At 72.6% G+C, this 11,921-nt stretch carries 12 protein-coding genes and 1 pseudogene; 2 read left to right on the top strand and 11 right to left on the bottom strand.

Going from position 1 to position 11,921, the window contains the following annotated elements; translation table 11 throughout:
- Positions 1–25: 25 nt before the first annotated feature.
- Together DRB96_RS33610 and DRB96_RS33605 are read right to left on the bottom strand one after the other, a co-directional pair.
- Positions 26–1,015 (bottom strand): zinc-binding dehydrogenase, encoded by a 990-nt coding sequence (locus DRB96_RS33610; RefSeq protein WP_112451844.1) that lies wholly within the window; start codon positions 1,013–1,015, stop codon positions 26–28.
- 47 nt (positions 1,016–1,062) lie between these two features.
- Positions 1,063–1,419 carry a MerR family transcriptional regulator gene (locus DRB96_RS33605; RefSeq protein WP_112451843.1) on the bottom strand — a complete coding sequence of 119 codons (357 nt, stop codon included), beginning with the start codon at positions 1,417–1,419 and terminating at the stop codon, positions 1,063–1,065.
- A 184-nt stretch (positions 1,420–1,603) separates the two neighbouring features.
- On the opposite strand from DRB96_RS33605, the gene DRB96_RS33600 reads away from it, so the two are divergent.
- Positions 1,604–2,368, top strand: a complete 765-nt coding sequence (locus DRB96_RS33600) for a hypothetical protein (protein WP_204357876.1) — start codon at positions 1,604–1,606, stop codon at positions 2,366–2,368.
- Between the two features lie 103 nt (positions 2,369–2,471).
- On the opposite strand, the gene DRB96_RS33595 is transcribed toward DRB96_RS33600, so the two are convergent.
- From DRB96_RS33595 to DRB96_RS46110, 5 genes and pseudogenes are all read right to left on the bottom strand, one after another.
- On the bottom strand, positions 2,472–4,268 hold the full coding sequence (locus tag DRB96_RS33595; protein WP_343234645.1) for a methyltransferase: 1,797 nt from the start codon (positions 4,266–4,268) through the stop codon (positions 2,472–2,474).
- Positions 4,265–4,507, bottom strand: coding sequence for a LysR family transcriptional regulator (locus DRB96_RS33590; RefSeq protein ID WP_204357875.1), 243 nt, complete (start codon positions 4,505–4,507; stop codon positions 4,265–4,267). Before DRB96_RS33590 ends, DRB96_RS33595 begins: the two co-directional genes overlap by 4 nt.
- A 106-nt stretch (positions 4,508–4,613) precedes the next feature.
- Positions 4,614–5,809, bottom strand: a pseudogene (locus DRB96_RS33585) (RNA-guided endonuclease TnpB family protein).
- Between the two features lie 200 nt (positions 5,810–6,009).
- Positions 6,010–6,504 (bottom strand): DUF5949 family protein, encoded by a 495-nt coding sequence (locus DRB96_RS33580; protein WP_112451842.1) that lies wholly within the window; start codon positions 6,502–6,504, stop codon positions 6,010–6,012.
- 57 nt (positions 6,505–6,561) lie between these two features.
- Complete coding sequence (locus DRB96_RS46110) at positions 6,562–7,185, bottom strand: DUF4352 domain-containing protein (RefSeq protein ID WP_112451841.1); 624 nt, start codon at positions 7,183–7,185, stop codon at positions 6,562–6,564.
- A 186-nt stretch (positions 7,186–7,371) separates the two neighbouring features.
- Between DRB96_RS46110 and DRB96_RS33570 the strand changes: the two genes are divergently transcribed.
- Positions 7,372–7,797, top strand: coding sequence for a DUF6299 family protein (locus DRB96_RS33570; protein WP_112451840.1), 426 nt, complete (start codon positions 7,372–7,374; stop codon positions 7,795–7,797).
- Positions 7,798–7,912: 115 nt separating this feature from the next.
- Here DRB96_RS33570 and DRB96_RS33565 read toward each other — a convergent pair whose 3' ends face one another.
- The 4 genes from DRB96_RS33565 to DRB96_RS33550 form a co-directional block, all read right to left on the bottom strand.
- Positions 7,913–8,092 (bottom strand): hypothetical protein, encoded by a 180-nt coding sequence (locus DRB96_RS33565; RefSeq protein ID WP_112451839.1) that lies wholly within the window; start codon positions 8,090–8,092, stop codon positions 7,913–7,915.
- A 67-nt stretch (positions 8,093–8,159) separates the two neighbouring features.
- The gene (locus tag DRB96_RS33560) at positions 8,160–10,253 is read right to left on the bottom strand and encodes a SpoIIE family protein phosphatase (protein WP_112451838.1); all 2,094 of its coding nucleotides are present in this window, start codon (positions 10,251–10,253) and stop codon (positions 8,160–8,162) included.
- Positions 10,254–10,267: 14 nt separating this feature from the next.
- Positions 10,268–10,558, bottom strand: coding sequence for a hypothetical protein (locus DRB96_RS33555; RefSeq protein WP_112451837.1), 291 nt, complete (start codon positions 10,556–10,558; stop codon positions 10,268–10,270).
- Between the two features lie 13 nt (positions 10,559–10,571).
- The gene (locus DRB96_RS33550; RefSeq protein ID WP_112451836.1) at positions 10,572–11,837 is read right to left on the bottom strand and encodes an NAD(P)-binding domain-containing protein; all 1,266 of its coding nucleotides are present in this window, start codon (positions 11,835–11,837) and stop codon (positions 10,572–10,574) included.
- Positions 11,838–11,921 lie beyond the last annotated feature (84 nt).

The raw sequence follows: 11,921 nt of genomic DNA, 5'->3' as shown, positions 1-11,921 counted from the left end.
GGCTCCCCCGGCCGGGCACCGGCATTCAACGCCATGGGTCGAGAGCGTGCTTGCCCTGGGTCTCGCGGGCTTCGAGCCGGCGCAGCACGGTCGCCCCCTGGGCGAGGGGGTGGATCTGGGGGGTGCCGGGCGGGTACACGCCGTCGGCGATCAGGGCTTCCAGCTCGGTGAGCAGGTCGGCGAAGACGGCGGGGGCCGCGGCGGCGAGGGCGAAGATGTGCAGGCCCTTGATCTGGACCCGGTGGGTGAAGAGCAGGTCGTGGGTGGACACGGTGGCGTGGCCGGAGGCGGCGCCGAAGACGATGATGCGCCCGGTGACGGGTCGGGTGACCGCCAGGCTGGCGGGGAAGGTGGTCCGGCCGACCGATTCCAGGACGATGTCGACGCCTCCGGTCAGGCGCAGGACTTCTTCGGCCAGGTCGGGGCGGGCGGAGTCGAGGACTTCGTGGGCGCCGAGCTCTTTTACGGTGTGGTGCTTGGCCTGGGAGGCGGTGGCGATGACGTGGGCGCCGTAGTGGTCCGCGAGGCGGACCGCGGCCTGGCCGACGCCTCCGCCGGCGGCGTGAACCAGTACGGTCTGGCCGGCCTTGATCTCGCCGAGCGGCCTCAGCGCGGCGAGGGCGGTGGCCCAGTTCAGGACGAGGCCGAGGGATTCGGCGTCGCTCCAGCCGGTGGGAACGGGGATCACCGCGGCGGCGGGCATCGTCATGTACCGGGCGAAGGCGCCGGGGCCCGCACCGACGACGTGGGTGCCGACGGCGAGCGGGCCGTCGATGCCGGGGCCCGCGGCGACGATCTCGCCGGCGGCCTCGAACCCCGCCGCGTACGGCGCCTTCGGCCCTCCCTCGTACGTCCCGCGACTTTGCATGACGTCCGCGAAGTTGACTCCCGCCGCGCCCACCCGGATCAGGTACTCGCCCGGCCCCGGGACCGGGACGGGTGCGGTCGCGAGGGCAAGGTCTTCCGGTCCCCGGTCCGAGTTCTGGACCAGTACCTGCTGCGTGTCGGTGTTCATGAACCCGACCGTAGAAGCCTCACGCAGGTGTCAAGGTCAAGCCCGTCTCACCCGTCGGCCGCGGCGGCTCCCAGGAAGGCGTCCAGCGCCGACTGCTGGGCGGTCAGCCCCGCTATCCGTTCCGCCAGCCGGTCGCGGTACCCCCGTACGTCCGCCAGGAACTCGGGGCACACCACCTCCGGGACGGCATCGACCGGCAGGTGGGGCATGACCTCCTTGATCAGCCGCATGGGCAGTCCGGACTCGACCAGGAAGCGGACGACGCGGATGCGGTCGATGGTGGCCCGGCAGTAGCGCCGGTAGCCGTTGTGGCCGCGGTCGGGGGCGATCAGCCCCTCTTCCTCGTAGTACCGCAGCGCTCTGGCGCTGACGCCGCTGACTCTGGCGGCTTCGCTGATCATCATGTCCGGTCAACACGCGCGGGTCCCGGGGGTGTTCCGGCGCGCGGCCTCGGACCAGCCGATTCCTTTCCCCAGTACGACTGATCCACCCACTTGGGTGGACCCTTCGCACCACGCCCGGCAGAAGGCGGCACCCGCCCTTATAAAGGGGCCGGTCACATTGGTCTACTGATGGGTCGTCACCACGATGCAGTCCGCCCTGCGGGTATTCGCCGCGCTCTCCGTCCTCTCCGCCGCCGCCATCGCCCCGGCCGCCGCGGCCGTCTCCCCGGCCTCCGCGCCGGCCTCCGCCACGGCAGCCGCCACGGCCTCCGCGCCGGCTGCCGTCACGGCTGCCGCCGCCGCGGACGAGCTGACGACACCGTGTGGCCCGACGGTCGAATACCGGGCCTGGGACTGGTGGCGCACGACGACCAACCCGTCGCTCGCCCGACCCGTGGCCTCCGCCTCGGCGGCGGAGCGGTGGCAGTGGCGTACGGATGTGAACACCCTGTGGCGCGGCGACACCCGCGAAACGGTCGAGGAGATCTTCGAGACCGGCTTCACGCCCCGGGGCGATGAGGTGACCCCGCTCGCCGAGTACATCGTCAAGGGCGGCGGGCAGAACAGCGCGCACCTCAGCACCAGTTGTGAGAAGTGGGTCGCCCAGAAGTTCGCCACCTACGGCAGTGCCAAGACCGGCTGGGTCTACGAGATCTACGCGCCCGGCGGCATCGACGTCAACGCGACGGCCCGCCTCAACGACTACAACTCGCCCTACCTCTGGAACAAGGAGATCGACTTCCCCGGCGGGGTCAAGGGCCGCTACATCAAGGGCGCCTGCAAGTTCCGGCTGACCTACACCGATCCGGAGACCAAGGTCAGCACCTTCGAGGAACTCGGCTGCAAGAACAACATCGCCTTCGCCCCCTACGACTCGGACGCCGCCGCCCTCGCCGCGGCCGTCCGCTGACGGCTCCTCCCACCCTTCCCGCGTGCCGCGGGTGAGGGATCACCCGTCGCCGCCGTCCCCCCGGGGCCGGCGGCGACAGCGACAGCGACAGCGGCGACGGCGTTCACGGTGCGGCCATGGGTCCCGCGGGCGCCTTTCGCGCATGCAGGACGTACGTCTCCAGGGGCAGCGGGCTGCGGTCGAGCAGTTCCAGTCCGGCGTCGGCGAGCAGCCGGGCGTAGTGCTCGGCACTGCGTTCGCGGCCGCCCACGTTGCACATCATGTGGAGGTCCCAGGCCGTGGCCAGTGAGGGGGAACCGTCGGTGGGCAGGAGCCGTTCGACGATCAGCAGGTCGGCGTGGGCCGGCATCGCGCGGGCGCAGTGGCGCAGGATCTCCCGGCACCGGTCGTCGTCCCAGTCGTGCAGGACGCGGGAGAGGACGTAGACGTCGCCGCCGTGGGGCACGTCGGCGAAGTCTCCGCTGTGGTAGTCGCAGCGGGCGCCGCAGCCCGTGGCGTCGAGCGAGCGGCGGGCGGCTTCGACGGCGTGGGGGCGCTCCAGGAGCCGGCCGCGCAGCGTGGGGTGCGCGGTCAGGATGCGGCCGAGGAGTTCCCCGGTTCCGCCGGCCACGTCGACGACGGTCCGGGTGGCGGGCGCCTGGGCCGCGGCCGTGATCACCGGGTGGGCGGGCAGCGGCTGGAACATGCGTGAACTCGCCGCCATGGAACGGTCGAAGAGGTCTGCGAGTTCGGGGTCGCGGGCGAAGTGGTCGAAGTGGTTCTCGCCGAAGAGCTCGTCGAAGGCCGGCTGACCGGTCCGCACGGTGTGGTCGAGGGCGGCGAACGAGCGGTAGAAGGCGCCCCCGTACATCAGGGCCAGTGGGCGCATCGTGTCCGGGGAGTCCGCGCGCAGCAGGCCGCCGAGGGGGGTGAGGCGGAAGCCTTCCTGCCCCTCGGGGTGCTCGGCCACGACGTCGAGCATCGTGAGGTAGCGCAGGAGCGTGGCGAGGCTGTCGGGGTGGGTCCCGGTGCGCCGGGCGAGTTCCCGGATGCCGGTGGCGGCGCCGGTTTCCATGGCCTCGGGCAGGCGCAGGCGTGCGAACGCGGCGAGGGCCTGGGTGGTCCACGCTCCGGTGAGGAGCCGGAGGAGCGCTTCGGCGGAGCGGCTGGTGTCCGTGCCCGGGTGACCGTCGAGATGGGCGGCGAGGGCGTCATGGTGGGCGCCGGGCACGTAGAGCTCGAGTCGCCGGTAACCGCACGCCGCGTCCGCGGGGGTGGTGAAGTACAGGACGGTGCCGTCCTCGTGCGGGTTGTACCCGCCGCCGTCGGGGCGGGCGCCGTGACGGGTGAGCACCGCGCACAGGCCGCGCAGCAACAGCGGGTCCTGATGCTTCAGTTCGAAGGCCAGGTGGGCCTCGTGGCCGCGGGCGCGTTCGTGCGCGGCGATCGGTTCCAGGTCCGAGCGGGCGGGCACCGCAAGCGTGAACACCTCCACCACGCGGCGCTCCCCGGCCGGGCCGTGGACGCGCGGGCGCAGGATCCGGACGTCGAGCTCGGCCGCGTCGCGGTGGTGGCGCCGGGCGAGCCGCGCCCGTACGACGACGCTGGGCTGTGCCGGGGTGTCGGTGGCGAGCCCGCAGTCGGCGAACCGGGTACGCAGATCCTGCGGATCGGAGGGGAAGATCAGCAGCCCGGCGTGGGCGAACCGGCAGTGCGCGGCCACCGACTCCAGTTCCGGTCCGCGCAGGCCGGGCAGCAGGAGGGGCAGCAGGGTGGCGCTGTCGTGTTCCTGCACGAACGCGGCTGCCGCGCGCAGGCGGGCCGTGTCGTCGAGGAGCATCGTTTCACCGGGAAGCACCGCTTCGGCGGGAAGCAGCGCCGCGGCGGGGAGGGTCGCTTCGGCGGGGAGGGTCGTCGTCATCGCGGAGGTGTCCTCGGGCGTGTGCTGGGGCGGAGCGGGGCGCGGTCCCTGCCGTCACGGATGTCCCGCAGGTCGCGGGTGGCCGACTCCAGTTCGCCGAGGACGTGGCGCGCGGCGACGAGCATCCTGCGGCCGGCCGGGTTCGGGACCAGGCGGCGGCCCGCGCGCCCGAAGAGCCGCATGCCCAGCCGGCCCTCCAGCCGGTACGGGCCGATGCTTCGGGGATCTGCGGGTCCCACGGGCTCGACCATGCGCGCTACTCGAATCTGCCGGGGAACACGGGCTGCGTCTCTCTCGCACGGAATTGAACCTTGACATCCTCCCCTCCCTCAAGGGAGGGGATTCCTACGGCTCGCGCCGTGGGGGTTTCTGCTTCGTCGCCGACTGCCCGCCCGGATGATTCCGTTGAGGTCTTACACCGGCTCCACAGACTGACACGGCCAGCCCGGCCGCCAGAATGTTCTTCGCCGCGTTCACGTCGCGGTCGTGGGCCGCCCCGCAGTCGCACGTCCACGTGCGGACGTTCAGGGGCATCTTCGATGCGATGGTGCCGCAGGCGGAGCACAACTTGGAGGAGGGGAACCAGCGGTCGACAACGACCAGGTTCCACCCGTACCAGGCCGCCTTGTACTCCAGCATCATGCGCATCTCGCGCACGCCGCGTCGGAGATGGCGCGGGCGAGGCTGTGGTTCTTGACCATGTTGCGCACGGTCAGGTCCTCGATCACGAGCGTTTGGTTCTCACGCACGGGTCGGGTGGTCAGTTTGTGCAGGTGGTCACGGCGCCGGTCGGCGATCCGCGCGTACACCTTCGCGGCCCGGACGCGGGCCTTGCGCCAGTTGGCGCCGTCGCCCCTGGCCTTACGGGCGAGAGTCTTGTGTGCCTTCGCGAGACGGGCCCGGTCGGCTTGTCCGAACTTCGGGTTCGTGACCTTCTCCCCGGTCGACAGGGTCAGCAGTGCGCTGATACCGGCGTCGATGCCAACGGCGGTTTCCAGCGCGGGCAGCGGCTGGACGGTCGGGTCGTCGCACAGCATCGACACGAACCAGCGTCCGGCCGCGTCCTGCGACACGGTCACCGTGGACGGCGTGACACCCTCTGGCAGCGGACGCGACCACACGATGTCCAGCGGCTCCGCCATCTTGGCGAGAGTAAGGCGCCCGTCCCGGAACCGGAATGCGGAGGCCGTGGGCTCGGCGGACTTGCGGGACTTCTTCCGCGACTTAAAGCGCGGGTACTGGGACCGCTTCGCGAAGAAGTTGGTGTAGGCGACCTGCAAGTGCCGAAGCGTCTGCTGCAACGGAACCGAAGAGACCTCGGACAGGTAGGACAGCTCCTTGGTCTTCTTCCATCCGGCCAGCATCGCGGAAGTGGCGTTGTAGTTGACCCGCTCCTGACGTGCCCATGCCTCCGTGCGGGCCCGGAGCGCCAGGTTGTAGACCTTCCGCACACACCCGAAGGTGCGCGACAGCTCGGCCGCCTGCGCATCCGTCGGGTTGAAGCGGTACTTGAACGCCCGCTTCACGTGAGGGGATGTCATGGCTCACAAACTAGAGGCACACCAGGTGAAGATCAATCCTGCTGGTCAGGACACCGATCCTCCCCCGGGGCCAACCCCGCCGCATACCAAGGGACTTCGGCCGCCATTAGGGATCCCGTCGGCACCCCGGAAAACACGGACCGGCCACCGGGCGGGCTGGGGGCCCGGCGGCCGGAGCGGGGGCCGCTGATCGCGTACGCCTACCGCTGCAGGCGGCGTACCGCGAGGACGGCGTGGGCGCTGCCGGTGAGCACCGACTCGTCGCCCGCGAACGCCTGCAGCGTCTCCGGCGCGACGGGCAGGCCGGGGGCCGCCTCGGGCCAGGCGCGCGTGGCGAAGAGGAAGTACGCCTGGCCGCTGTCGTCCGCCGCCTTGACCCACTCCGGCGGGGCGATGCACTTCGCGTTCATGCCCGGCAGGGTCAGGGCGATCTGGTTGCCCTCCAGGAGGATCTGCACCGGGAAGCCGGCCGGGTTGCGGACGCCGTCCATCACCACGTCGCCGATGGGCAGGCCGATCTCCTCCAGCAGCCCGCGGGCCGCCGCCTCGCTCGCCTCCGGTCCGTCGGGGCCGTCCCCGAGGATGTAGGCGAGGAGGTAGGGAATGTCGTGGGCCTCTTCGGGGTCGCCGATCCACGCGAGCACCGAAAGGGTGCCGAGCTTGGAGCGGTCGATTTCGGCTTGGGTAGAAGTCATGCGCCGCACCTTAGTGGTCCGGCCCCCGGCCCTTTGACGGCGTTTCACCCGGCCGGGCTAGACGGCCCAGAATCCACCTCCGGAATTCGCCTGCATGTTCGCGTCCTGGTACTGCAGCCGCACGATGCGCGTGTTTTCCGGAATTTCGAACACCACCCATCCTTCAGCCCGCTCACCGACCGCGAGGGAATCGAAGACGAGCGGTTTGCCGGTCGTGAGCTCCCCGGTGGGCACCACCGCGTGGCGCTTCCCCGCGCCGTCGAGCGCCCACATGCGCCCGAGGGCCCCGTACGAGGCGCCGCCGACGTTGACGAACGACATCGAGGCGGCCACCCAGCGCTTGCCGGCCGCCGGGGCGAAGTTCTTCTCCACGGAGACCGCGGGGTCGACGTAGGCGTTCAGCACCACCTGCAGGTGACGGCCGACCTCCCGGCCCCTGACCCGTACGGAGTCACCCACATGGGCATCCTTCGAAGCCGCCCGGACCGCCCCCTCCCGGTCGGCTCCGGGATCGTCCCCGGCGCCCGGAGCACCGTCGTCCACCGGTACGGCGGGCACCGCGGCGGGGGCGACGGCGGCCCCCTCGGGGGCGCCGGAACAGGCCGTGGCACCGAACAGCAGGAGCGGGAGGAGGGCTGCGGCGGTGAGTGCGGAAGCGGAAGCGGAAGCGGAGCGACGCATGCGGGATCCCTTCGGGGATCTTCGGGGATGTATTCCGGCCAGTCTCACGCGCCCGAGCGGGCAATTGCACACACCGACACGAGCACACGGAACGCATTGCCCTCCATATGCCAGCACAATGCGTTCCGGCGGATTCCCGTCACCCGTGACCGACCCGGAGGAACAGTGCGCATTCACGCCCCCCGCATGGCCCTGACAGCACTCTCGGCGCTGGCCGCCACGGCGGTATTCACCGCCCCCGCGCAGGCCACCGTCTTCGATCAGGGCATTTCCGTGAAGTCGCGCGTCCACATCGGCGCGGACGGCGCGGTCACTCTTTCCGGCACCTACCACTGCCGGCAGGCGTCACCCGGGGGAGCGATTCAGATCAAGGCGACCCTCGTCCAGGACGACGTCCGCCTCGGCATCGGGGCGGGTGACGCCGTCTGTGACGACCAGGTGCACCAGTGGACGGCCCGCAGCAAGCCCGGGTTCGACCTCGGACTCCACGAGGGCTCCGCGAAGGCCGTGGCGGAACTGCAGGAGATCCACTTCAACGGCGGGCTGCTGCCCCGGGCCGTCGACACGGTCGCTCGGGACGAGACGGACGCCTGGGTGGCCGACCACCGGTAAGCCCGGTGACCGCCCACGGTCCGGTAGCCGCCGCTACCGGGACCCGGGCGTCAGCCCGGGCCGCCGGTCAGCGGCCGGGCGCAAGCGCGGGCCGCAGGTCGGCCCGGGCCGCCGGTCAGCGGCATTCGGGCGCCACGCCCGTCATCGACATGAAGGCCACCGTCTGGCACCCGGGGTCCGCGTGCGGACGGCCGGTCGTCCAGTCCACCACCGCGGGCACGCCCGCGGCGAACAGCAGCAGCGCCAGGGCGCCCGTCACCGCACGCCTGTTCAGGCGGCGCACGGTGAGATCCACGAGATCCGTTCCATGGCGGCATCATCACCCCGCACCGCCCGCCCCACAACTCGGCGTGAGCGCGCGGTCACGGCGCGCTCCGGGCGGCGCTGCCCGCCGCGTCGAACTCGCACCACACCGCCTTGCCGTCGCCCCGGGACTCCACCCCCCAGTGCGTGGCCAGCGCGTCCACCAGCAGCAGCCCGCGCCCGGTCGTCGCCGACTCCCCCGGCGTGCGCCTGCGCGGCCACACGCTGGAGCGGTCCTTGACCCAGAGCCGGATCCGCCGGACCGGCTCCGGCAGCACCTCCATCGTCAGCACCGCCCCGCCGTCGGTGTGCAGCAGGGCGTTGACCAGCAGCTCTCCCGCCGCCAGCTCCACGTCGTCGGCGAGCTCCGGCATGCCCCAGTCGCGCAGCGCCTGCCGCAGGGCGTAGCGGGCCTCGGAGAGCCCCTCCGGGTCCGCCTGGTGGACGTACTGGTGGATGCGCGGGGCCCGGTGGGTGCCCGGGTCGGGGGCCCGGCGCAGCACCAGCAGGGCGACGTCGTCGCCGGAGCCCCAGCGCTCCCACAGCCGGTCGGAGAGGTGGTCGGCGAGCGCCCCGGCCTCCTGGGGGCCGCTGCGGACCGCGTGGGCCAGGGCCTCCATGCCCTGGGTGATGGCGGTGCCGGGCTCCTCCACCAGGCCGTCGGTGCACAGCACGAGCGTCTCGCCGGGGACCAGGTCGAGGCGGGTCTCGGGGAACTCCTCGCGCTCGAAGAGCGTGGCCAGCCCGAGCGGCAGGCCGCCGCGCACGTTGGGCCAGCCCGTTCGCCCGTCCGTGTGCCGGATCAGCGGGCCGAGGTGGCCCGCGCGAACCGCCCGTACCCCTCCGGTCTCCAGGTCCACCTGCGCGTACATGCAGGTCGCGAACCGTTCGGTGTCCAGTTCGGCGAGGAAGCGCGAGGCCCGTGCCAGCACGGTGGACGGCGGGTGCCCCTCGCCCGCGTACGCCCGCAGGGCGATGCGGAGCTGGCCCATGATGGCGGCGGCGTGCGTGTCGTGGCCCTGTACGTCGCCCACCACGATGCCGACCCGGTCGCGGGGCAGTGCGATCACGTCGTACCAGTCGCCGCCGACCTCGCGCCCGCTCCAGGCCGAGTGGTAGCGCACGGCGATCTCGCCGCCGGTGATGTCGGGGATCCGGCGCGGCAGCATCATCGCCTGCAGGCCGGTGGCGAACTCCCGCTCCTGGTCGAAGAGCAGGGCCCGCTGGAGCGACTGGGCGACGATGCCGGCCAGGCCCAGGCACAGGTTCTGCTCCTCGGGGCTGAAGTCGGTGCGGTGCCGGTAGAACAGCACCAGCCCGCCGATGGCCTTGGCCTGCGCGATCAGCGGCAGGTAGGCGGCCGCGTCGTAGCGGATGCGGCCCAGGTAGTCGGCGAGGAGCGGGAACTCGTCCGAGAGCGCGGCGAGCGAGGTGACGAAACGTGCCTTCCTGGTGATCACCGCCCGGGACAGCGGCAGCGAACCGTCCAGCCGGGTGAACCTGCGCTCGCTGAGGATCTCCAGGGACTCCCCGCTCAACGCGATGATCTTGATGGTGCCGCCCTCGACCAGGCCGAGGGCCAGTCCGTCCGCCCCGAGCCGCTCCAGCGCGCCCGCGCCCGTCAGGGCGGCCGTGACGTCGTCGACCGTCACCGCCCGCGACAGGGCCTCGGTGGTCCGCTGGACGATGGTGGCCTGCTGGGCGCGCGCCGATTCGAGCTTGCGCAGCACCGTGAGGTGGGCCAGCTCGGCCGTCGCGTCACGGACGATGCCGACGATCCGTACCGGCCGCGCCTCCTCGTCCCGGATCACCCGTCCCTGGGTGTGCGTCCACTGGTCGCGGCCGTCGCGCCGGCGCACCGTGAAGTACTGGCCGTACGTCTCCTCGCCGGCGCTGATCGCCGCCATCACGGTCTCCGCGAGCCGCTCGGAGTCGTCCTGCGGGATCCGCAGGCCCAGGCCCTCGGGGGTCTGGTCGAACACCTCCGGATCCAGGTCGAAGACCGCCATCCCGGCCTCGTCCAGGACCATCGTCCCGGCGGTGAGGTCCCACTCGAAGCTGCCCATGCCGTTGAGCGCGAGCCGCTCACCGGGGCCGGTGAGGGGGGTCGCACGGCTCTCCGGCCGCTTGTCGCGTCGCTCCGCCGCTGCCACGAGAGTCACACCGCCTAACGACCGGGCCAGCACGGCTGGGAAATGAGCCGCTCCCACTCCTCGTCAGGATGCCCCGGAAGAGTGCGACCGGCCTCCCGCCAGCGTTTGACGAGGGAGAGGTAGATCGTCGAGGGGTCGTACGGGGTGCCCTGGTACGGGGCCTGCGGGTAAGGAGTCTGCTGGTACGGGGCGCTCTGGTACGGGGCCTGCGGGTGCGCGGGGGCCGCCCGCGCCGTGCCGGGCTGCTCCGCACGGCTGGCGGGAATCCTCACCCAGCCGCGGCCCTGTGCTCGCTCAGCGCTCATCGCGGACCCCTTCTCACGCTCTGTGCCCGGCCGCCGGAGCCCTGTCGGCCCGGAACGCGCCGCGGGAACCCGCCCGCGGGCCGCCGGCGCCCAGCCGCTCGCGGACTCCTGACACCAGTCTCCCCGCCGTGAAGCCGGCACCGTGCACGAATCGCATGGAAGGGCCGAATGAGGGAGCGGTCAGCAGCCCCGCGAAGAACAGGCCGGGCCACGAGGACTCGAAGCCCGGGCTCAGCTCCGGCGTCCCGCTCCGCCCCACGGTGGCCAGCGATGCCCGCAGCCCCGCGTCGAGCAGCTCCAGGCGGGCCAGGTCCGGGGCGAACCCGGTCGCCGCGATCACGTGCGCCGTGTCCAGTACGACGGACTCCCCGGCAGCGTTGGTCAGGCCGAGCCGGGTCCGCTCACCGGCCGCGGCCGCCCGGTGCAGCCGGTGCCCGAGCAGGACCGGGACCCGCCGCTCGAAGCGCTCCCGCAGCCACCAGGCCCCCGCCGGGCCCAGCGCGGTCGCCGCGATCCGCTCCCTGGTCGGCGCGGGCAGCCGGCGCACCGCCCAGGGCAGCTCCGACCAGGCCCAGCTGCGCCAGCCGGTGCCCAGGCCGCTGTGCGGGGCGCGCAGGGCCCGCAGCGGGGGCCGGCGCAGCGGCTGCGGCACGGTGTTCCAGTTCAGCCGGGCGCGCCGGGCGACGAGGCAGGGCCGGGCCCCGTTCTCCGCGAGCAGGGCGGCGGTCTCCAGGGCCGCCTGCCCGGCGCCGAGCACGGCGACCTCGCGGCCGGCGAAGCGGGCCAGGTCGCCGTGGCCGCTGCTGTGCGAGTAGTGGCCCGCGGGCAGCTCCCGCAGCGCGTCTGGGTAGCGGACGAAGGGCATGACCCCCACGGCCAGCGCGACGGTCCGGGCGAGCAGGGGCGGCCCCTCGGCGGTGCGGATCCGGAAACCCTCGCCCTGCGGGGTGACTTCCATGACGGTCGCCTCCTCCACCGGGGGTGCGGCGTGCCGGGCGAACCAGAGCCCGTACGCACTGAACGTCCCGATGGGGAGCGGAGTTCCGTGTTCCGCGGGGATGCCGCGGCCCGCGCAGTACTCGGCCAGCGTGTACCGCCCGCCGGGCGCGGACAGGTTGGAGGACCACGGCTCCGACTTCAGGTACATCCCCTCGGGCATGTGGTCCCGCCACGAGGCCATGGGCCGCCCGAGCACCCGCACCCCGAGCCCCGCACCGGCCGCGTGGGCGGCGATCGAGAGCCCGTACGGCCCCGCTCCGACCACCACGAGATCGTCCATCCGCGTCACCGCTCTGTCCCTCCACTCTCATGGTTCGTGTACCCCTGCCGGCGTCCCCGGACCTGTCGTCAGACCCGGCACCGG

The sequence above is a fragment of the Streptomyces sp. ICC1 genome, from assembly GCF_003287935.1.
GTDB lineage: Bacteria > Actinomycetota > Actinomycetes > Streptomycetales > Streptomycetaceae > Streptomyces > Streptomyces tritrimontium.
The sequence above is the reverse complement of the archived record's forward strand: the minus strand, read 5'-3'. Positions and strand labels throughout refer to the sequence as shown.

What these genes read in the sequence shown, in the direction of transcription:
- DRB96_RS33610 (WP_112451844.1), bottom strand. Translation starts at nt 1,015, where the DNA reads ATGAACACCGACACGCAGCAGGTACTGGTCCAGAACTCGGACCGGGGA.
- DRB96_RS33605 (WP_112451843.1), bottom strand. Translation starts at nt 1,419, where the DNA reads ATGATGATCAGCGAAGCCGCCAGAGTCAGCGGCGTCAGCGCCAGAGCG.
- DRB96_RS33600 (WP_204357876.1), top strand. Translation starts at nt 1,604, where the DNA reads ATGCAGTCCGCCCTGCGGGTATTCGCCGCGCTCTCCGTCCTCTCCGCC.
- DRB96_RS33595 (WP_343234645.1), bottom strand. Translation starts at nt 4,268, where the DNA reads ATGACGACGACCCTCCCCGCCGAAGCGACCCTCCCCGCCGCGGCGCTG.
- DRB96_RS33580 (WP_112451842.1), bottom strand. Translation starts at nt 6,504, where the DNA reads ATGACTTCTACCCAAGCCGAAATCGACCGCTCCAAGCTCGGCACCCTT.
- DRB96_RS46110 (WP_112451841.1), bottom strand. Translation starts at nt 7,185, where the DNA reads ATGCGTCGCTCCGCTTCCGCTTCCGCTTCCGCACTCACCGCCGCAGCC.
- DRB96_RS33570 (WP_112451840.1), top strand. Translation starts at nt 7,372, where the DNA reads ATGGCCCTGACAGCACTCTCGGCGCTGGCCGCCACGGCGGTATTCACC.
- DRB96_RS33555 (WP_112451837.1), bottom strand. Translation starts at nt 10,558, where the DNA reads ATGAGCGCTGAGCGAGCACAGGGCCGCGGCTGGGTGAGGATTCCCGCC.
- DRB96_RS33550 (WP_112451836.1), bottom strand. Translation starts at nt 11,837, where the DNA reads ATGGACGATCTCGTGGTGGTCGGAGCGGGGCCGTACGGGCTCTCGATC.